The organism is Ensifer sp. ENS09 (assembly GCF_014852425.1).
In the GTDB taxonomy this organism is placed as follows: domain Bacteria; phylum Pseudomonadota; class Alphaproteobacteria; order Rhizobiales; family Rhizobiaceae; genus Ensifer.
This window is the reverse complement of sequence record NZ_JACVBP010000004.1, coordinates 27401-48814: the sequence shown is the minus strand read 5'-3', so window position 1 is coordinate 48814 and position 21414 is coordinate 27401. Positions and strand designations below refer to the sequence as shown.

At 64.1% G+C, this 21414-nt stretch carries 16 protein-coding genes; 13 read left to right on the top strand and 3 right to left on the bottom strand.

The window, feature by feature from the left end; translation table 11 throughout:
* The first annotated feature begins 33 nt into the window (after positions 1-33).
* Positions 34-1356, top strand: coding sequence for an MFS transporter (locus IB267_RS20695; RefSeq protein WP_192449349.1), 1323 nt, complete (start codon positions 34-36; stop codon positions 1354-1356).
* An 11-nt stretch (positions 1357-1367) separates the two neighbouring features.
* Here the strand turns inward: IB267_RS20695 and IB267_RS20690 are convergent, their stop codons facing one another.
* Complete coding sequence (locus IB267_RS20690) at positions 1368-1970, bottom strand: TetR/AcrR family transcriptional regulator (RefSeq protein ID WP_192449348.1); 603 nt, start codon at positions 1968-1970, stop codon at positions 1368-1370.
* Between the two features lie 459 nt (positions 1971-2429).
* Here IB267_RS20690 and IB267_RS20685 point away from each other — a divergent pair, with 459 nt between their 5' ends.
* Both IB267_RS20685 and IB267_RS20680 read left to right on the top strand, forming a co-directional pair.
* Complete coding sequence (locus IB267_RS20685) at positions 2430-5573, top strand: efflux RND transporter permease subunit (protein ID WP_192449347.1); 3144 nt, start codon at positions 2430-2432, stop codon at positions 5571-5573.
* 15 nt (positions 5574-5588) lie between these two features.
* Positions 5589-6740, top strand: a complete 1152-nt coding sequence (locus tag IB267_RS20680; protein WP_192449346.1) for an efflux RND transporter periplasmic adaptor subunit — start codon at positions 5589-5591, stop codon at positions 6738-6740.
* Between the two features lie 18 nt (positions 6741-6758).
* On the opposite strand, the gene IB267_RS20675 is transcribed toward IB267_RS20680, so the two are convergent.
* A complete protein-coding gene (locus tag IB267_RS20675) occupies positions 6759-7667 on the bottom strand; it encodes a DMT family transporter (protein WP_246810779.1) in 909 nt (302 codons plus the stop codon).
* 120 nt (positions 7668-7787) lie between these two features.
* Between IB267_RS20675 and IB267_RS20670 the strand changes: the two genes are divergently transcribed.
* A complete protein-coding gene (locus IB267_RS20670; protein ID WP_371742600.1) occupies positions 7788-8261 on the top strand; it encodes an Lrp/AsnC family transcriptional regulator in 474 nt (157 codons plus the stop codon).
* 142 nt (positions 8262-8403) lie between these two features.
* Here IB267_RS20670 and IB267_RS20665 read toward each other — a convergent pair whose 3' ends face one another.
* Positions 8404-8853, bottom strand: coding sequence for an Rrf2 family transcriptional regulator (locus IB267_RS20665; protein ID WP_192449345.1), 450 nt, complete (start codon positions 8851-8853; stop codon positions 8404-8406).
* Positions 8854-9169: 316 nt separating this feature from the next.
* Here IB267_RS20665 and hmpA point away from each other — a divergent pair, with 316 nt between their 5' ends.
* From hmpA to IB267_RS20620, 9 genes are all read left to right on the top strand, one after another.
* Positions 9170-10384, top strand: coding sequence for an NO-inducible flavohemoprotein (hmpA, locus tag IB267_RS20660; protein WP_192449344.1), 1215 nt, complete (start codon positions 9170-9172; stop codon positions 10382-10384).
* Positions 10385-10609: 225 nt separating this feature from the next.
* Positions 10610-11212 (top strand): ANTAR domain-containing response regulator, encoded by a 603-nt coding sequence (locus IB267_RS20655; protein ID WP_192449343.1) that lies wholly within the window; start codon positions 10610-10612, stop codon positions 11210-11212.
* Entirely contained in the window at positions 11209-12423 is a 1215-nt protein-coding gene (locus IB267_RS20650; RefSeq protein ID WP_192449342.1) for a CmpA/NrtA family ABC transporter substrate-binding protein, read from the top strand. The genes IB267_RS20655 and IB267_RS20650 overlap by 4 nt, the downstream gene beginning before the upstream one ends.
* A gap of 325 nt (positions 12424-12748) precedes the next feature.
* Positions 12749-13999 (top strand): nitrate/nitrite transporter, encoded by a 1251-nt coding sequence (locus IB267_RS20645; RefSeq protein ID WP_192449341.1) that lies wholly within the window; start codon positions 12749-12751, stop codon positions 13997-13999.
* A gap of 17 nt (positions 14000-14016) precedes the next feature.
* A complete protein-coding gene (nirB, locus tag IB267_RS20640) occupies positions 14017-16467 on the top strand; it encodes a nitrite reductase large subunit NirB (protein ID WP_192449340.1) in 2451 nt (816 codons plus the stop codon).
* A 4-nt stretch (positions 16468-16471) separates the two neighbouring features.
* The gene (gene nirD, locus IB267_RS20635; protein ID WP_371742599.1) at positions 16472-16807 is read left to right on the top strand and encodes a nitrite reductase small subunit NirD; all 336 of its coding nucleotides are present in this window, start codon (positions 16472-16474) and stop codon (positions 16805-16807) included.
* 2 nt (positions 16808-16809) lie between these two features.
* Positions 16810-19467, top strand: a complete 2658-nt coding sequence (locus IB267_RS20630; RefSeq protein WP_192449339.1) for a nitrate reductase — start codon at positions 16810-16812, stop codon at positions 19465-19467.
* Positions 19439-20911 carry a siroheme synthase CysG gene (cysG, locus tag IB267_RS20625; protein WP_192449338.1) on the top strand — a complete coding sequence of 491 codons (1473 nt, stop codon included), beginning with the start codon at positions 19439-19441 and terminating at the stop codon, positions 20909-20911. Before IB267_RS20630 ends, cysG begins: the two co-directional genes overlap by 29 nt.
* The gene (locus IB267_RS20620; RefSeq protein ID WP_246810778.1) at positions 20911-21219 is read left to right on the top strand and encodes a hypothetical protein; all 309 of its coding nucleotides are present in this window, start codon (positions 20911-20913) and stop codon (positions 21217-21219) included. Before cysG ends, IB267_RS20620 begins: the two co-directional genes overlap by 1 nt.
* Positions 21220-21414 lie beyond the last annotated feature (195 nt).

Genomic DNA, 21414 nt, shown 5'->3' with positions numbered 1-21414 from the left:
CCGCAACCCGCCACCGAGCGAGGCCCCATCGTCATGCTGCAGATCCTCGCAAACCGCACCTATCGCCACCTGTTCCTGGCGCAGGTGATCGCGCTGATCGGAACCGGCCTCGCAACCGTCGCGCTTGGGCTTCTCGCCTATGATCTGGCCGGCGCCGAAGCGGGCGCGGTGCTCGGGACGGCGCTTGCGATCAAGATGATCGCCTATGTCGGCGTGGCGCCGATCGCCGCCGCCTTCGCCGAACGGCTTCCACGCCGTGCCATGCTCGTCAGCCTCGACCTGGTACGCGCCGCCGTGGCGCTGTTCCTGCCGTTCGTGACCGAGATCTGGCAGGTCTATGTGCTGATCTTCGTGCTGCAGTCGGCCTCGGCCGCATTTACCCCCACCTTCCAGGCGACCATTCCCGACGTGCTGCCGGATGAAAAGGAATACACCCGCGCCCTGTCGCTCTCGCGGCTTGCCTATGATCTCGAAAGCGTCGCAAGCCCGATGCTCGCTGCGGCACTTCTTACCGTCGTCAGTTTCCACGACCTGTTCGCCGGCACGGTATTCGGCTTCCTCGCCTCGGCCGCCTTCGTCGTGTCGGTCGCACTGCCAAGCCCGAAGGCGGCGGAACGGCGCGGCATCTACGACCGCACCACGCGGGGCTTGCGCATTTATCTCGCCACACCGCGGCTCAGGGGCCTGCTCGCGCTCAACCTCGCAGTCTCGGCGGCCGGGTCGATGGTCATCGTCAACACGGTGGTGCTGGTCCAGGCCGGCTTTGGTCTTACCCAGACCGACACGGCGATCGCGCTTGCCGCCTTTGGCTGCGGTTCGATGATTGCCGCGCTGATGCTGCCACGCCTGCTCGACCGGACACCCGACCGCTTCGCGATGTTTTCCGGGGCGACGATCCTCGTCGCCGGCCTGTTCATCGGCCCGCTCGTTCCAAGTTTCGCTGCGCTGCTGCCGCTTTGGCTCGCCATCGGTCTCGGTTACTCGCTGACCCAGACGCCGTCCGGCCGGTTGCTCCGCCGCTCCGCCCAGCCTGAAGACCGGCCGGCGCTCTTTGCCGCCCAGTTCGCCCTTTCGCATGCCTGCTGGCTGATCACCTATCCGCTGGCCGGTTGGCTCGGCGCTACCGCCGGTCTCGGAGTGACCTTCGTCGCGCTTGGCCTTATCGCCATTGGCGCCATCACTGCGGCCGCCCGGTTCTGGCCGGCGCCCGACCCGGACGAAATCGAGCACGTGCATCACGCGATGGCGGACGATCATCCCCATCTTGCCGGCGCGACGCGCGTCGGCAGCGGCCACCGCCACACCCATGTCTTCGTGATCGACAGCCATCACCCGGACTGGCCGGCCCAGCAGTAGGCAAACGACTGCTACCTGGAAGCGGTGTTGTTGCCGGCAAAGGACAGGATCGCCGCATCGGCGATCTCGGCGAAACGGGCGCTCGGCCCTTCGGCGCCGCTGCTCTGCTGCGCGGCGCGCGCGCCATCGATCAGCAGCAACAATGTGTCGCCGAGCAATTCCGCATTGGCGATGCCGGCGCGGCGGCAGAGTTCGACGACGCGGTCGCGCTGCGCATCCTTGAAGAGCCGGATCACCTCGCGTCCGGGGTGGCCCTCATCGGTCAGCTGCGCGGCGGCACTCATCATCTCGCATTGGCACTTGTCCTCGCCGAGATGTTCGGCGATCTGCCGGACCCAGGCCCTGAGCTGACCGAGACCGTCTCCCGGGTGCTCGTCTTCCAGCTCGCGCCAGAAGCCATCCATCTCCATTCCCGCATGGCGCAGGCATTCGACGATCAGCTCGTCCTTCGAACTGAAGTGGCGGTAGAGCGTCATCTTGTTGCTGTCGGCAGCGTCGGCGATCGCATCGACGCCGGTGCCGCGAATGCCGCGGCGGCGGAAGAGATCGCGCGCAGCCTCGACGATGCGATCGCGCGGCGAAGGGCGGGATGGTTTGCACAAATCCGTTGTCATCGCAGTGGCCCGGCGTGAACGGCGCGGAAAATCTTGCCCCTTGACGCCCTGTCATTGGTCGATAACATGCGACGATGTTACCGACCAGTAACATTTTCGCCAGCGCGGCATATCGTGGCGCAGCCACTTGCCGCGAAAAGCTCTTCCGGAAACGGCGGCGGTAACTAGCAGAAAAATTTTTATGCGCAGTGTCGGTGGGCGCGGTCGTCAGGCGTCTTTTAGCCAGAGCGCACACCGCAGAGACTTTTAAAATTCGATAACGCTCGTGATTTGGTCGTCGTGATTAGGGCCGGACCGGCCCGTCATGATCTCGTGCTGGAGCCTTACGATGCGCATGCTGGATGGGCTGAAGGCTGGGAAGACCGTCGCTGACCGCAAGGTCCGCGCGGCGCGCACATGCATGCCGAGTTTCTGCCCCGCTGCCTGCTGCGATGGTGGCGCTCCCATAGGATCGGCCCCATGATCGACTTCTTCATCCACCGGCCGATCTTCGCATCGGCGATCGCCATCATCATGACGCTTGCCGGCGGCATCTGCTACTTCCTGCTGCCGATCTCGCAGTTTCCCGACGTGACGCCGCCGCAGATCGTCGTTGCCGCCAACTATCCGGGCGCCAGCGCCCAGGTGGTCGCCGACACAGTAACGACGCCGCTCGAACAGCAGATCAACGGCGTGCCGGGCATGCTCTACATGACCTCGACCAGCTCGAACGACGGCTCGTCGCGCATCATCATTTCCTTCGAAGTGGGCTATCCGATCGACGTCGCCGCGCTCGACGTACAAAACCGTGTCTCGCAGGCCGCCTCCTCGCTTCCGGCCCTCGTCAACCAGACGGGCGTGACCATCGCCAAGCAAATCCCCAATTTCACCGTGCTCGTCAGCCTGGATTCGCCCGACAATTCGGTCGATTTCGCCGCCGTCAGCAACTACGCCTACCTGCAGATCCTCGACCCGCTGAAACGCCTGCCGGGCGTTGGCGACGTCCAGCTGTTCGGCGAGCGCCGCTATTCGATGCGCGTCTGGCTGGATCCGGATCGCATGGCCAATCTCGGCATTACCGCCGTCGACGTCCAGAACGTCATTGCCGAGCAGAACATCCAGGTTGCCGGCGGCAAGATCGGGCAATCGCCGGCGCCGGCCGGAACGCCCTTCGAAATGCAGATCAACGCGCTTGGACGCTTGAGCGACCCATCGCAGTTCGGCGACATCGTGCTTCGCGCCGACCAGACGACGGGGGCGACGACGCGGCTGCGCGATGTGGCGCGCATCGAACTCGGGGCACTGCTCTATTCCTCGTCGGTCACTTTCAATGGCAAGGAAAGCGTCGTGCTTGCCGTCTTCCAGGCGCCGGGCTCCAACGCGCTCGACCTGCAGGCGCGCGTGCAGGCGAAGATGGACGAGCTGTCGCAGCGCTTCCCCGCGGGCATCGCCTACCACATGTTCTACGACACCACGCGTTTCGTCTCGGCGGCGATGAAGGATGTCGTGTTCACGCTGCTCGAGGCGCTCGCCCTCGTCGTCTTCGTCGTCTTCATCTTCCTGCAAAACCTGCGCACGACGATCATCCCGACGATCGCCATTCCGGTTTCGTTGATCGCGACGCTGGTCGTCATGTATCTCTTCGGCTTCTCGCTCAACATGCTGAGCCTGCTCGGCATGGTGCTCGCCATCGGGCTTGTCGTCGACGACGCGATCGTCGTCGTCGAAAATGTCGAACGCCAGCTCGAGGCCGGGTTGCCACCGCTCGAGGCCACCAAAAAGGCGATGCAGGAGGTGACGGGGCCGATCATCGCCACGACCGCGGTGCTGCTTGCCGTCTTCATCCCCGTCGCCTTCATCCCGGGCGTCGCCGGCAGCCTCTACAACCAGTTTGCGCTGACCGTCGCGATCTCCGTCGCCTTCTCCGCCTTCAATTCGCTGACCCTCAGTCCGGCGCTGAGCGCCGCGTTCCTGCGCTATCGCGGCGAGCCGCGTTTTGCGCTGTTCCGCTGGTTCAACAGCGGTTTTCATGCGCTGTCACACGGTTATGCGCGCAGCGTCGCCGGGCTCGTGCGCTGGCGCTGGGCCCTGTTTGCCGTCTTCCTCGCCGCGATCGCCTCGACCTACGCGCTATGGCAGCGCATCCCTTCGACCTTCCTGCCGGTCGAGGACCAGGGCTATTTCTTCGTCGTCATCCAGCTGCCCGACGGCGCTTCGCTCGAACGCACGGAGGCCGTCGCGCGGCGTTCGGAAGAGATCCTGCGCGGCACCGCCGGCGTCGATTTCGTCGGTTCGGTCGTCGGCTTCAACTTCCTGTCCTTCGCCGCCCAGTCGAACTCGGCAGTGCAGTTCGCCGTGCTGAAGCCATGGGACGAGCGGCCACCCGAACAGGGGGCCTCGGCGCTGCGCGAGGCGGTGATGCCGCAACTGCTGCAGATCCCGGACGCGCTGGTGCTCGCCTTCGACCCGCCATCGATCCAGGGGCTGGGTGCCACCGGTGGCTTCGAGTTCCAGGTGGAGGACCTTGCCGGCCGCAGCGCCGAGGCGCTGAACGAAGCGACGCAGGCGCTGATTGCCGAGGCGCGCAAGCAGCCGGAAATCAATCCCTACCAGTTGTTTACCACCTTCAGCACCTCGAGCCCGCAGTTCGACTATGACCTCGACCGCGACAAGGCAAAGCTGCTGGGCCTGAGCCTGCCGGATATCTTCAGCACGCTGCAGATCTATTTCGGCTCGCTCTATGTCAACGACTTCAACATCTTCGGCCGAACCTTCCGCGTGACGCTGCAGGCAGACCAGGGTGCGCGGGCCTCGGCGACGGATCTGTCACGCCTGTATGTCCGCAACACGGAAGGCGAAATGGTGCCGCTCAACACGCTCGGAACATTCAAGCCGACGGTCGGCCCGGAAACCATCACCCACTACAACAACTACCCCTCGGCGCTGATCAACGGCGCGGCAGCGCCCGGCTTCAGCTCGAGCCAGGCAGTAGCGGCGATGGAGCGGGTGGCAAAAACGACGCTGCCCAGGGACTACACATTCGAATGGACCGGCATTACCTATCAGGAGATCCGGGCAGGCTCGATCGCCGCGCTCGTTTTTGCGCTCGCCCTCGTCTTCTGCTTCCTGATCCTGGCCGCCCAGTATGAAAGCTGGTCGATGCCTTTCATGGTGCTGTTTTCGGTGCCGCTTGCGCTCCTGGGTGCGCTCTCGGCGCTGTGGCTGCGCGGTATGCAGATCGACGTCTATTCGCAGATCGGTTTCGTGATGCTGGTCGGACTTGCCGCCAAGAACGCCATCCTGATCGTCGAGTTCGCAAGACGGCGGCGCGAGGAAGGGCTCGACGTGGTCGCCGCCGCCGCGGAAGCGGCGCGGCTGCGACTGCGGCCGATCCTGATGACGGCCTTTGCCTTCATCCTCGGCGTGCTGCCGCTGATGTATGCCAGAGGCGCCGGCGCCGCCAGCCGCCAGTCGATCGGCACCACCGTCTTCGGCGGCATGCTGGCGGCAACGATCCTCACACTCATTTTCGTCCCGGTCTTCTACGCGGTCATCGAAAAATGGCGCGAGGGCACGTCCTCGCAACCGATCGGCCAGCGTCAAGAGCCGGAGGCGGCGGAATAGGTATTGGAGCCTGACATGCGTGGTTCGAGACTGGTCCTTGCCGCAGTGGTCGTGGTCGCTGCCCTTGCTGCGGCCTATCACTACAAGAACGGCGGCTTCGAGCTGAAAGGCGGCGACGCCGGCGCGGCGATGGGGCCGCCGCAGCAGGCTGTGCCCGTTCCCGTCGCCTCGGTCGTCAAGAAAACCATTCCCATCTATCTCGATTATTCGGCGCGCACCGAAGCGATCCGCAACGTGACGCTGCGCGCCAAGATCACGGGCTATATCGAAGCGCAGGCGGCACCCGACGGCTCGGACGTGAAGGAAGGCGACCTGCTCTACCGGATCGACGCACGCGACTATGGCGCAGCGCTCGATCAGGCGAAGGCCCAGGTCGAGCGGGACGAGGCGTCTCTCGCCTATCTGCGCTCCAACCTCAACCGCGGCAACGAACTCGCCACGACGGGCTATCTCGACAAGGACAGCTTTGATCAGCGCCAGAGCGCGGTGCATCAGGCCGAGGCCGCACTTGCCATGTCGCGGGCGGCCGTGCGCACCGCCGAGATCAACTTCGACTACACTGAGATCCGCGCGCCTTTTGCCGGCCGTCTCGGCCGCGACCAGGCGCCGGAGGGAACACTCGTCAGCAACACCGCGGGAACGCCGCTCAACAACCTCGTGCAGCTTTCGCCGATCTATGTCTCCTTCAACCCGAGCGAAACGGAGCTCGCCGACATCCAGAAGGCACGGGCAAAGGGTAAGGTCGAGGCGGAAGTGCTTCTGCCCGGCGACAAGGAACCGCGCTATCGCGGAGAGCTCAGCTTCATCAACAACACCGTCGAGGGCAACACCGGAACGGTCGTCGCCCGTGTGACAATCGACAACACGGATCTCTCCTTGCTGCCCGGCCAATATGTTCGCGTCCGGCTGAAGATCCGCGACGAAACCAACGTGCTGATGGTGCCGGAAACGGCGCTCGGCTCAAGCCAGCTCGGCAAGTACATCTATGTCGTCGGTAAGGGGGAAACCGTCGAGCAGCGGCTCGTCACTCTCGGGCCGACGAGCGGCGATCTCATCGGCCTGACGTCAGGGGTTTCGGAGGGCGACCAGGTGATCGCCGGAAACCTGCAGAAGATTTTCCCGGGCGCACCGGTCAAACCGATGCCGGCCGAACAGGCGCAGAAGTAGGCCAGCCACTGGCCCGGGCTACGTCCTTTTCAGGATCGGGAAGACCATTCCGAACGTGATGACGGCAATGGCGAGGACCTGAAGCAGCGTCGGAACTTCACCGAGAACGACGACGCCCGCCGCGGTCGTCGTCACCGGGACGCACGGCATGAACAGCGACGCAGGCTGCGGGCCCAATTGACGGATGACATAGGTGTAAAGAACACTCGCGAGCGCTCCGGCGAGAAAGCCCTGGATGACGAATTGCGTAGCGATTTCGGCGAACGGGGCGGTGGCAAATCCGCTCGGCGCCAGGATGTGCAGCAAGGGCAATGGCAGGCAAGAGAAGAAGACGACAGCGATCGTCGCCGTGACCGCATCGACGGACCATAGCCGCACCAACACCGCATAGGCCGCGAACATGACCCCCGATACGGCAAACAACAGATCGCCGCGCAGCGTTTCCCCGTCCCCAACGCCCGACTGGACGACGAACAGCAGAAGGCCGGCAATGACCGTGGCGATACCGGCAAGGCGCACGCCGGAGACCTTGTCCTTGAAGACGACGCGCGAGAACAGGAACGAGAAGAAGACGATTACGGCTGGAGAGAGCGCGGCCGCATGGGCCGCTGGCGCAAGCGCCAGTCCCTGATTGATGATCAGCGGGTAAGGCAGCCCCGTCAACAGCGCAAACACAGCGGCCTTCCGCCAGCCGAGTTGGCTCAGCCTCGGTACGCCGATCCCCAGGAGCACCGGCAGGAACGCAAGGGCAGCGCCCGAGAACCGCAGGCTAACGATGTCGGCTGGCGTCAGATGCGTGCGCAGACTGAACCTTGCGGCGACAAACTGGACGGTGGTGATGGCGACGACCGCCAACCCTGCGAGGATGGCGAGCCGCCGGCGACTGGCACTGTCATCGAACGTCATATCATCAGCGCTTGCAGCCATGGCGCTCACCCCCTCATTCTCCGCCTGCGACATGCGCATGGTATTGCCGCATTCAGCGCGTCTGAATATGCTGACTGCAGCTACACTGCGTGAGATTCACTCTACTGAGGGTCATTTTGCGTGAATAATGAAATTCCTGGTCTCGACGCCATCGACCGAACCTTGCTGAGGCTGCTTCAGGAAGACGGCCGGCGCACCACGCTTGAACTGGCAGGCCGGGTCGGCCTGTCGCCGACCGGCGCCAGCCAGCGCGTCAAGCGCCTCTTCCGCGAGGGTTATGTGAGGGCCGTGCGCGCGATCCTCGATCCGAAGAAGATCGGCCGGGGCACCGTCGTCTTCATCCAGGTGCGCCTCGACCATACCGCCCCGCATATCTTCGAGCGCTTCTCCGAGGCGGTCGCAAAGGCACCTGAAGTTCTGGAATGCCACATGGTGATCGGCGGCTTCGATTATCTGGTGAAGGCGCGCATTGCCGACATGTCGCTGTTCCAGGATTTTCTCGAACGGGTCATCCTGCCCCTGCCTGGCGTCCGGGAGACGCACACCTACGCCTCGGTCGGCGACGTCAAGCCGGACGCGCTGCTGCCGATCTGATGCTACGGCGGGCTCCGGCCACGGCCAGATCCGCCCCCAAAGCAAAGCGGCGCAGTTGGCCCGCGACGGGTCGTTGGAGTGCCGGCGCGCTGTTGTACCTTGAGCGAGGAGCGATCTATCGCGCGGGCCGCAGATCCCTTGATCACAAGGTGCAGTCTTCGCCCGGCACGGCCGCCCTGAAACCGAGGAGCGCGCCGAGCGTCGAGCGCTTCTCAACGAGATCCGCGAGCGTGTACTTGTCGAAGACCGCGACGAAGGCGGCCGTGGCTTCCGAAAGGACGGACGGCAGGCTGCAGGCGGGTGCGATGAGGCAACCCCGGCAGTCGATCAGATCCGACAGTTCCTCCGTGTGGCGAAGAAGAGCGCCGAGATTGATTTCGTTTGCAGCCCTTGCAAGCCTGATACCGCCGTTGCGGCCGCGCACGGCCTCGAGAAACCCTGCATTCGCGAGGTCTTGAACCACTTTCATCATATGGTTCTGCGAGACCGAGAAGGTATCGGATATCCCCCGGATGGAGCTGAGCCCCGCCGGCTGTGAGCCCAGATAGATCATCAGGCGCATCGCATAGTCGGTGTATTTCGTGAGCCTCATCGCGGGTCTGCGTCAAAAAGTCCGTTCAAAAAACATGCATTTTATTAGCATCTTTGATCGCGAGCGAATAGATGCATTTCAGATACATCTTTAAGGGTCATTTGCGATGACCGCGCGAACGGCAGTCGGAACTGAGATCAGAATGATCGTCGAAGACTTCTACGGCGAAGCCCGCATCAACGGGATTTCGAGCGCGGCATGCGTTGCCGCTAGGCACTGGGACACAGCCCCCGATCACCGGCCCATCGAAATGCCAGATGCATTTCCGAGATCACCAACCTGCCCTCACTGATACGTCCCACCGAAAGGAAAGATCATGCCGAAACCACTCTCCCCCGAGACTGTCCAGACCGTGAAGGCCAGCGCTCCGGCGCTCGCGGCCCATGGAGCGGACATCACGAAAAGCATGTATGCCCGCCTCTTCCAAGACGATCACATCCGCGCGCTGTTCAACCACGCCAATCAGGGCGAAGGCGGTTCACAGGTGAACGCGCTTGCGGCCGCCATTCTCGCCTACGCGCAGAATATCGATAATCTCGGCGTGCTTGGCCCGGTGGTCGAACGGATCGCCCAAAAGCATATCGGCTACCACATCCTCCCCGAGCACTATCCCTTTGTTGCCACGGCTCTTCTCGCCGCCGTCGAGGATGTGCTCGGAACCGCGGCGACCCCTGAGCTCCTTAACGCATGGGGCGAGGCCTATTGGTTCCTGGCCGACATTCTCAAGGAGCGCGAAGCCACCATCCGCGACGAGTTGGTGGCGCGCTCGGGCGGATGGAACGGCTGGAGAGATTTCGTCATCGCCTCAAAAGTTCGCGAAAGCGACGTCGTCACCTCGTTTATCCTGAAACCCAAGGACGGCGGTCGCGTTGTGCGCCACAGGCCCGGCCAATATCTGACGTTTCGCTTCCAGCTGGACAATGGCCTGGAAATCAAGCGCAACTACTCGATCTCCAGCGGCCCGAACGACAGCTTCTACCGCATCTCCGTGAAGCGCGAAGCGCAGGGGCAAGGCGGATCGCGATATCTCCACGATCTGGCAACCGTCGGCACCGTCTTGAGCGCGACTCCGCCGGCTGGCGACTTCTTCCTTCCCGACGCGCCGGCGGCACCGGTCGTGTTGCTGTCGGGCGGCGTCGGACTGACACCCATGGTCAGCATTCTCGAGACGATCGCCGAGGAACATCCAAACCTCGAGGCGCACTTCGTCCACGGCGCGCTGAACAGCGGCACGCATGCCATGGATCGGCATGTTCGCGAACTCGCCGATGCCCATGGCAAGATCACGATCAGCAGCTTCTATAGCGCGCCGGCGAACGGGGACGCCGTGGGGCTTTCGCACGACTTCGATGGCTTCATCACGGCGGAATGGCTTCGCAACCACACGCCCATCGCCAATGCCGAATTCTATCTCTGTGGCCCCAAACCGTTCCTTCGGGCGCTCGTCCCGGCTCTTGCCCGGGAAGGCGTTTCCAGCGAGCGGGTCCACTACGAATTCTTCGGCCCAGCCGACGAACTCATTGCAGCCTGAAATGCGTTCTGTCTGCACTTCCACGGACCGTGGAAGTGCTTGATCTCCTCAATGCCGTGGCGCGACCTTCGCGCCGCGGCAAAGCCGATCTTCGCCGAGGATCGCGGGAGTCCCGGCTGTGCGTGAGCACCATCCGAAAGATCGTCCTTGCTTTCGGACCGGCCATGCTGCATTGCAAAAAGAGCCGACACGGCAGGTCAAGCTCGGTCAGAATGCGGTCGTGGCATGCAGCACAGCAGACTAAACGTCCTGGTTATCGACGAGAACCGCATCCGCGCCGCGATCATCGAGGACGGGCTGCGCGACGCGGGCTATGACCAGGTCACCGTCATCGACAACATGCATGGTCTTGCACGACGCATCGCCGATCTTAATCCCGACGTCATCGTCATCGACCTCGAAAACCCGAACCGCGACATGCTGGAGAGCATGTTCCAGCTTTCGCGCGCGGTCAGGCGCCCTATCGCCATGTTCGTCGACAAGTCCGACGAGGCCTCCATCGAGGCGGCGGTCGAAGCCGGGGTCTCTGCCTACATCGTCGACGGCCTGAAGCAGGAACGGGTGCGCCCGATCCTGAAAATGGCGATCAGCCGCTTCAATGCCTTCTCCCGCCTCAACCGCGAACTGGAGGAGACACGCGGCGAACTGGAAAACCGCAAGGTGATCGATCGCGCCAAGGGGCTGCTGATGCGCTCGCGGGGACTTTCCGAAGAAGAGGCCTATGCGCTGCTGCGGCGGACGGCGATGAACCAGAACCGCAAGATCGTCGAGATCGCGCAAAGCCTCGTTACCGCCGCCAGCCTGCTCGATCCGGGAGGAAAGGAATGACGACGCGCCACGCCATCACCGCCGGTTTCGTGCCGCTGCTCGACAGTGCGCTGCTCGTCGTCGCCCGCGAGATGGGCTTTGCCGAGGAACAGGGGATCGAACTGACCCTGTTGCGCGAACGCTCCTGGGCCAGCATCCGCGACCGGCTTGCGGTTCGCCATGTCGAAGTCGCGCATATTCTCGGGCCGATGCCGATCGCCGGAAATCTCGGTCTCAATGTGCCAGCGCCTGAAATGATCGTGCCGATGGCGCTGGGTCTCGGCGGCAATGCGGTGACGGTGTCTCCGGCGCTCTGGCAAAGGATGGCGGAAAACGGCGCGACCACGGATCTCGATGCGCGCGCGAACGGTGCAGCCCTGCGCAAGGCGATCGATGCGCAGACAGGCGCGCCGTTGCGCTTTGCCGTCGTGCACCCCTATTCCGGGCACAATTACGAACTGCGCTACTGGCTGGCGGCGAGCGGCATCGATCCGGACCGTGATATCGAGATCGTCGTGCTGCCGCCGCCCGATATGGGCGATGCGCTCGCCGAAGGCGTGATCGACGGCTATTGCGCCGGCGAGCCCTGGAACACCTTCGGCGTGCTTCGCCGCGGCGCGCATCTCGCCACCGTCAAGGCAGCGATCTGGCGGTCGAGCCCGGAAAAGGTGCTTGGCGTCAACGCCCGGTGGGGGCAAGCCAACCCGGAGGCGATGGCCGCCTTGCTCGTGGCGCTTCACCAGGCGTCAATTTGGTGCGCCCGCCCGGACAACCACGAGGCGCTCGCGACCCTTCTGGCAAGGCCTGCTTATGTGGGGCGCGATGTCGAACTGCTTCTTCCCGCCCTCAAAGGCAACCTGCCGGTCGGCAACGGTGAGGTCCGGGCCGTCAGGGACTTCTTCGTTCCGAACGCCAAGGCAGCGACGTTCCCCTGGAAGAGCCATGCCCTCTGGTTCTACAGCCAGATGGTGCGCTGGCGGCAGATCGAGCATACGGCAGAGCGCCAGCGCATCGCCGCGGAAACCTACCGGCCGGACATCTACCGCGCCGCCCTGAAGCACCTTGGTATCGCCATGCCGTCGGCAAGCGCCAAGGTGGAAGGCGCTTTGACCGTGGAAACCCCGGTTGGATCGTCGGGCGCCCTGACGCTTGGGCCCGATGGCTTCTTCGACGGTGGACGCTTCGATCCCGACGACCTCGATGCCTATATCGCGGCCCAGTCTGCGGACTGAATGCGCGACGCCTAATTTATGCGCATTGCACAAAAAATGGCTTCGCACTGCATCAGGGAATGTCACCCGCCGGGATGACACCAGGCCGACAATTCCACTTTTTCTTTTATATCAATAGCTTGCCAAAACTGGCACGCTGATTGCTTTTCTTATTGCAGGCCCTCGGGCCAAGAGATCGGCGTCCAACGACGGGCGCCCTACCAGCAAAGCCGCTGATCAGGACTGCGCACACGGGGCAAACCGTGTCGGGCATACCTGGCCAGCGGCTTTTTGTTTTTCACCCCCAAGATGGAGCGGCACGACCTTGTCGGGCCTCGGAGAAGCCATGTCTGAGAACAAGCAGCCTTTATCCGCCAGCGAACCCGCCAAGGCTTTGTGGATGTCCACTTTCGCCTTCACCATCTGTTTCGCCGTCTGGACGATCTTTGCGATCATCGGCATCCGCATCAAGCAGGACCTCGCGCTGACCGAAGCGCAGTTCGGCCTGCTGGTCGGCACGCCGATCCTCACCGGCTCGCTGGTGCGCATCCTGCTCGGCGTCTGGACCGGGCGCTATGGCGGCCGCCTCGTCTATACGCTCACCATGCTGGCCGCAGCCCTTGCGACCTTTCTGCTCACCTACGCCACGACCTATCCACAGATGCTGCTCGCCGGCCTCGGCATCGGCCTTGCCGGCGGCTCGTTCGCCGTCGGCGTCGCCTATGTCTCGCCCTTCTTTCCGCCGGAAAAACAGGGCACGGCGCTTGGCATCTTCGGCGCCGGCAATGTCGGCGCGGCGGTGACGAAGTTCGTCGCGCCCTTCGTCCTCATCGCCTGGGGCTGGCAGACGGTTGCCGAGATCTGGGCGGCAGCACTCGTCGTGACGGCGCTCGTCTTCTGGTTCACGACCAGCGATGATCCGGCCTTCCGCAGCCGCCGCGAGCGCCAGACGCCGAAGCGCAGCCTGCTCCAGGAGTTTGCGCCGCTGAAGAATGCGCAGGTCTGGCGCTTCTCGCTCTACTATTTCTTCGCCTTCGGCGGTTTCGTTGCCCTCTCGCTCTGGCTGCCGCGTTATCTCGTCGGTGTCTACGGCTTCGATATCGCCGTGGCCGGCATGGTCGCCGCCGCCTACTCCATCCCCGGCAGCGTCTTCCGCGCCTTCGGCGGCGTGCTTTCGGATCGCAAGGGCGCACGCAGCGTCATGTACTGGATGCTCGGCATCTCGGCGGTGGCAACGCTGATCCTGTCGCTGCCGGCCGCCGGCGAAGGCTTCGGCATCACGCCTGCCGTCTTCATCGTCACGGTCTTCGTGCTCGGCTTCGTCATGAGCCTCGGCAAGGCCGCCGTCTACAAGCACATCCCGGCCTATTACCCGGACAATGTCGGCGCGGTCGGCGGCATCGTCGGCATGGTCGGCGGGCTCGGGGGCTTCGTGCTGCCGATCGCCTTCGGCCTGCTCAAGGATGCGACCGGCCTCTGGTCGAGCTGCTTCCTGCTTCTCTTTGCCGTCGTCGTCGCATCGCTTCTGTGGATGCATCTCTCGATCCGCCAGATGGAGCGCCGTGCGCCCACCCTGCCGACGGCTGCTGCCGCGTAAACAGACAAGGACAGACCATGACTGAGAAACTCGTCATCATCGGCAATGGCATGGCGCCGGGGCGCATGCTGGAGCACCTGCTGGACAAGGCGCCTGACCGCTACGCGGTCACCATTTTCAACGCCGAACCGCGCGTCAACTACGACCGCATCATGCTTTCACCGGTGCTGTCGGGCGAAAAGGAATATGAAGAGATCATCATCCACGGCGACGGCTGGTACATCAAGCACGGCATCACGCTCTATAAGGGCCACCGCATAGTTGCGATCGACCGCGATGCCCGAACCGTGACCTCCGACCATGGGGTCACCGAGAGCTATGACAAGCTGGTGATCGCCACCGGGTCGGTGCCCTTCATCCTGCCGGTGCCAGGCAAAGACCTGCCCGGTGTCATCACCTATCGCGACCTGGATGACGTGCAGGCCATGCTGCTCGCCGCCCAGTCCCGTGAAAAAGCCGTCGTCATCGGCGGCGGCCTGCTTGGCCTTGAAGCCGCCGCCGGCCTTGCCGGCCGCGGCATGGATGTCACCGTTCTTCACGTGATGCCGACGCTGATGGACCGTCAGCTCGATCCGGCCGCCGGCTACCTCCTTGAGAAGGAGCTGGAAGGCCGCGGCATCAAGATCATCTGCAAGGCCAATACCAAGGCGATCGTCGGCAACGGCAGGGTCGAGGGCATCGAGCTCGACGACGGCCGCGTCATTCCGGCAACGCTCGTCGTCATGGCCGTCGGCATCCGGCCGAGCGTCGGCCTTGCGAAGGAAGCCGGTCTTGCGATCAACCGCGGCATCGTCGTCGACCAGGGCATGCAGACCTCGGATGGCCGCATCTGGGCGCTTGGCGAATGTGCGGAAGTGGGCGGCATGGTCTATGGCCTCGTCGCGCCGCTTTACGAGATGGCCCGTGTCGCGGCCTCCCATCTGGCGGGCGACCGCTCCGCCTCCTTCGTGCATTCCGACACGCCGACCAAGCTTAAGGTCACCGGCATCGAACTTTTCTCGCTCGGCGACTTTGCCGACGGCGACGACCGCGAGGAGATCGTCCTGCGCGACGCCACGGCCGGCGTCTACAAGCGGGTGGTGCTGAAGGGAAACCGCATCATCGGCACGGTGCTTTATGGTGAGACCTCCGACGGTGCCTGGTTCAACGACCTGAAGAAGAAGGAGACCGATGTCTCCGAGATGCGCCAGACCCTGATCTTCGGCCAGGCTTTCCAGGGAGGCGCTCCGCTGGACCCTATGGCGGCCGTTGCAGCCTTGCCGGATGATGCGGAAATCTGCGGCTGCAACGGCGTTTGCAAGGGTAAGATCGTCTCGACGATTGCCGACAAGGGCCTGACGTCACTCGACGAGGTGCGCGCCCATACCAAGGCATCGGCCTCCTGCGGTTCCTGCACTGGCCTTGTCGAACAGCTGATGACGCTGACGCTCGGCGAGAGCTACAGTCCGGCCGCCGTCCAGCCGATGTGCGGCTGCACCGAACTCGGCCACGACGACGTACGCCGGCTGATCAAGGCCAAGGGCCTGAAGACCATTCCCGCGGTCATGCAGGAACTGGAGTGGAAAACCTCCTGCGGCTGCGCCAAGTGCCGCCCGGCGCTCAATTACTACCTCGTCTGCGATTTCCCGGACGAATATGCCGACGACTACCAGTCGCGCTTCATCAACGAGCGCGTTCACGCCAACATCCAGAAGGACGGCACCTATTCCGTCGTGCCGCGCATGTGGGGCGGGGTCACCAATTCCGGCGAGCTGCGGGCGATTGCCGACGTGGTCGACAAGTTCGAAATTCCGCTGGTGAAGGTGACCGGCGGCCAGCGCATCGACCTGCTCGGCATCGAAAAGGAAGACCTGCCCGCGGTCTGGGCCGATCTCGGCAAGGCCGGTTTCATCTCCGGCCAGGCCTATGCCAAGGGTCTGCGCACGGTGAAGACCTGCGTCGGCTCGGATTGGTGCCGCTTCGGCACGCAGGATTCGACCGGCCTCGGCATTCGCATCGAAAAGTTCATGTGGGGTTCCTGGACGCCGGCCAAGCTGAAGATGGCGGTTTCCGGCTGTCCGCGCAATTGCGCGGAGGCCACCTGCAAGGACATCGGCGTCATCTGCGTCGATAGCGGTTTTGAGATCCATTTCGCCGGTGCTGCCGGGCTCGACATCAAGGGCACCGAGGTACTTGGCCTGGTGAAAAGCGAGGACGAGGCGCTGGAACACATCGTGGCGCTGACGCAAATGTACCGCGAGCAGGCCCGCTATCTCGAGCGCATCTACAAGTGGGCGAAACGCATCGGGCTCGACGAGATCCGCCGCCAGATCATGGCCGATACGGATAAGCGCAAGGCCTACTACGACCGCTTCGTCTTCAGCCAGAAATTTGCCCAGGTCGACCCCTGGTCGGAGCGCGTCTCCGGCAAGGACAAACACGAGTTCCGGCCGATGGCGACGGTCGGCTTCCCCCAAGCTGCGGAGTGAGATGATGAACATGACCTGGCACCCGATCGGCGACATCTCGGACATTCCGCTCAGAGGCGCGCGCTGCGTGAAGACGCCTCAGGGCAAGATCGCCGTCTTCCGCACAGCCGAAAACGAGGTCTTCGCCATCGAGGACCATTGCCCGCACAAGGGCGGACCGCTGTCGCAAGGCATCGTCCACGCAAAGGCCGTGACCTGCCCCTTGCACAATTGGGCGATCTCGCTCGAAACCGGCAAGGCGCTCGGCGCCGACGAAGGCGCGGTGCGCACCATTCCGGTGCGCGTGGACGGCGGTGCACTGTTCATCGCGCTCGAAAGCCTGCTGATTGCGGCGGAATGACCATGGAGAAGGAGGTCAAGACCACCTGTCCCTATTGCGGTGTCGGCTGCGGCGTGATCGCGACCGTGAGCGAGCAAGGAGCCGTTGCCGTTCGCGGCGATCCTGACCACCCCGCCAATTTCGGACGGCTTTGCTCCAAGGGTTCCGCACTTGCCGAGACCCTCGACCTCGACGGTCGGCTCCTGCATCCGGAGATCGACGGGCGCCGGGCCGGCTGGGACGAAGCGCTCGACCTCGTCGCCGACCGCTTTGCGGAAACGATCGCCGAACACGGGCCGGATTCGGTCGCCTTCTACGTCTCCGGCCAGTTGCTCACCGAGGACTACTACGTCGCCAACAAGCTGATGAAGGGTTTTGTCGGCTCGGCCAACATCGATACGAATTCGCGCCTTTGCATGTCCTCCTCGGTTGCCGGTCATCGTCGTGCCTTCGGCTCGGATACGGTACCCGGGACCTATGAGGATCTGGAGCTGGCCGATCTGGTAGTGCTGACCGGATCTAACCTCGCCTGGTGTCACCCCGTCCTCTACCAGCGCCTTGCCGCCGCCAAGGCGAAACGACCGGGGCTGAAGATCGTACTCATCGATCCACGCCGCACAATGACGGCCGATATCGCCGACCTGCATCTCGCGATCCGGCCCGACGCCGACGTAGCGCTCTTTGTCGGGCTGTTCTCGCATCTGGTTTCCAGCAATGCCGTCGACCAGAACTATGTCGCTGCGCACACGGCCGGTTTCGCGGAGACCTTGCTCGCAGCCGGCGGTGTTTCGTTCGACGACGTACTCGAACGGACCGGCCTTCCGGCCATGCAGTTGCGCGAGTTCTACCGGCTGTTTTCGACAACCGAAAAGGTCGTGACCTGCTACAGCCAGGGCGTCAATCAGTCTTCCTCGGGCACCGACAAGGTCAACGCGATCCTCAACTGTCATCTCGCGACCGGCCGCATCGGCCGGCCGGGCATGGGGCCGTTCTCGCTGACGGGCCAGCCGAACGCGATGGGCGGCCGCGAGGTCGGTGGTCTTGCCAATATGCTGGCCGCCCACATGGCGATCGAAGATGCCGGTGACCGCGATCGCGTCCAGCGCTTCTGGCGTTCGCCGAAGATTGCCGAGAAGCCGGGGCTGAAGGCCGTCGATCTCTTCCAGGCGGTGGCAGAGGGTCGCATCAAGGCGCTCTGGATCATGGCAACGAACCCCGTCGTCTCGATGCCGGATGCCGATGCCGTCGAGGCGGCGATCCGTGCCTGTCCCTTCGTGGTGGTTTCCGACATCCTGAAAGAAACTGATACCGCCCGCCACGCGCATGTGCTGCTGCCGTCGCTCGGCTGGGGGGAAAAGAGCGGCACGGTCACCAATTCCGAACGCCGCATCTCGCGCCAGCGAGCGTTCCTCGCCGCACCGGGAGAAGCCCGGGCGGACTGGTGGCAACTGGCCGAGGTCGGTCGCCGCCTGGACCATACCGATGCTTTCGCCTACGAAGCGCCCGCCGCGATCTTTCGCGAACATGCCGCGCTCTCGGCATTCGAAAACGGCGGCAGCCGCGATTTCGACATCGGCACCTATGCCGATCTTGCGCTCGGAGACTACGATGGCCTGACGCCCTTCCAGTGGCCTCAGCCGGAAGGCCGGAAACGCGCCGAAAGCCGTTTCTTCGCTGCGGGCAACTTCTATCACGCTGACGGCAGAGGCCGGTTCGTGGCCGTTCGCCCGGCAGAGACCGACCGCACCAATGCCGATTACCCGTTCACGCTCAACACCGGCCGCATCCGCGACCAGTGGCACACGATGACCCGCACAGGCAAAAGCGCGCGCCTCTCGGCCCATATCGCCGAACCGTTTGCCGAACTGCACCCGCGTGATGCGATGGAGATCGGCGTCGGCAACGCCGACCTTATCGAGATCGAAAGCCCTGAGGGCAAGGCGTTCGTACGTGCGCTCATCACCGACCGCCAGGCGCGCGGCAGCATCTTCGCGCCGATGCACTGGAACGACCAGTTTGCGGCGAAGGCACGCATCGATGTCCTCGTGCCGCCGATCACCGATCGTCTTTCCGGCCAGCCGGCATCGAAGAACGTTGCGGTCGCCGCGCGAAAGTTCAAGGCGACGCACTACGCCTTCGCTGTCTCGCTGGCAAAGCCGGTCGATCCGGATGCTGCCTATTGGGCGCTGGCGAAGGCGGCTGGCGGCTGGCGATTGGAACTGGCTTTTGCCGAGCCGGTGGACGACTGGGCCGGCTGGTGCCGCCGCGTTCTTGCGATCCCGCAACGGGTAGAGCCGCTCGGCTATGCGGATGCACAGACCGGCGACATCAGGCTCGCCTTCTTCGATGGTCCGCGGCTTCTCGCGGCCTTCTTCCTCGCGCGTGAACCGGTCGCCGTCGCGCGCAACTGGGCAATCGCGCAGCTCGTCGCTGAACACGTCAACCTGCGCAAGCGCTTCGCGCTCGTCGCCGGCCGTCCGGGGGCCGACAAGCCGGATCCCGGCGCCACCGTCTGCTCCTGCTTCGGTGTTGGCGTCAACCAGATCGTCGCGGCCGTACGCGGCGGTTGCCACAGCGTCGAGGCCGTCGGCGTGGCGCTCAATGCCGGAACCAATTGCGGCTCCTGCCGCGCCGAAATCAGGGAGATCATCGATGGATGTCTTGCAGCAGCCGCAGAGTGACGGACCCGCCCGCATGGAGGCGCTCGCCAAGCTGCCCGTCTTCTGGGCGCTGGAGGGCCGGCGCGTCGTGGTGGCCGGTGCAACGGACGGAGCGATGTGGAAGGCCGAGCTGCTGGCCGCCTGCGGCGCGCGCGTCGACCTTTACGCTGAAGGGAACGACGAGGCGCTCGCGGCATTTGCCGGCCGTACCCCCCAACACCCCACCGCCATCATCACGCTAAACCGCCGGCACTGGGCGCCCGCCGATCTTGACCGTGCCGCGCTCGCCGTCGGCGATTGCGAGGACCAGGCGGAGGCGCGGGCATTCTTCGCCGCCGCCCGCGCGGCGGGCGTTCCGGTCAACGTCATCGACAAGCCGGACTTCTGCGAGTTCCAGTTCGGCTCGATCGTCAACCGCTCGCCCGTCATCGTTGCGATCTCGACCGATGGCGCCGCCCCGATCCTCGCCCAGACGATCCGCCGCAAGATCGAGACGCTGCTGCCGAAAAGCCTGAAGGCCTGGGCAGCGCTGGCACAGTCTCTTCGTGGAGCGGTGAACCGCCGGATCGAACCCGGTCCCCGGCGCCGCCTCTTCTGGGAACGTTTTGCCGATCACGTCTTTTCGACCATGGATACGCCGGAGGAGGGCGTAGGCGGGGTGCTTCTTGCTGATGCCGAAAGGCTCGCAGGAGCCCCCGCCATCGGTCACGTGACTTTGGTCGGCGCGGGACCGGGCGATGCCGAACTCCTGACGCTGAAGGCCGTGCGCGCGCTGCAAGCGGCCGATGTCATCCTTTTCGACGACCTCGTTTCTTCAGACGTGCTCGACCTCGCCCGGCGGGAGGCAAAGCGCATGCTCATCGGAAAGCGCGGCGGCCGCGAAAGCTGCCGGCAGGAAGATATCAACGCCATGATGGTCAAGCTTGCCAAGGCCGGGAAGCGCGTCGTGCGGCTGAAATCCGGCGACCCCATGGTCTTCGGCCGGGCCGGCGAGGAAATCTCCCATCTCGATCGCGAGAACATCCCCGTCGACGTCATCCCCGGAATCACCGCCGCAAGCGCCATGGCCTCCCGTCTCGGCCTGTCGTTGACCCATCGCGACCACGCCCAGTCGCTTCGGCTGGTGACCGGCCATTCGCGCCATGGCGGCCTGCCCGATGATGTCGACTGGGCAGGTATTGCCGATGCGCGCAGCACTGCGATCTTTTACATGGGCGGCCGAACGGCAAGTCTGATTGCCGAAAAGCTCATCGGCGAAGGCCGCCCGCCTGAAACACCGGCCGTGATCATGAGCGATGTCAGCCGTCCGACGGAGCGTAGTTGGCGCGGCACGCTCGCGACAATCCCGGAGGGCATCGCAGAGATCGGCTACGACAACCCTGTCCTCATCGCCGTCGGCGGCGTGTTTTCGGCCAGAGACAAACAGGCCGGATCGATCGGCCACCCTCTCGCCGGAGCATGCTGATGGCCATCTCCCTGGTGTTTCTCGTTCTCGCCATCGGTCTCAGCTGGCCGCGTTTCAGGCTCATCTTCGAAGCTCAATCGAACGCCGCGGTAGCCGTAGCGCCCCTCACCATGGTTGCGAGTGCCGTGAACCTCTGCGCCATCGGCCTCGCCGTTGCGGAACACGGTCTGCTTCTCGGCGGATTGTTCATTGCCGGCGCCATCTTCCTGGCGAGAATAATGCAAGCCGTGCCATCGACGCCGGGCATCTTAGCCTCGGCCCTATGTCTTGCCGGCTACATCGAGATCACATCCAAGGCAGTTGCGTGACGGGCTGAAGCGCCCCCGCGCCGCACAATCAAGCACCGGCATCCGCTGTCGCACCAAGGGATATTCGAGTGCGTCGCCTCGTATCAACGTCCCGAATATCCCAAGGTCGCCACCGTAGGCTGGTTCTAAGCGCGCAGGCAGGTCACGGCCATACCCCAATTGAGGAATGAGCCCGCGCCGGGAAAGCGACGTCGG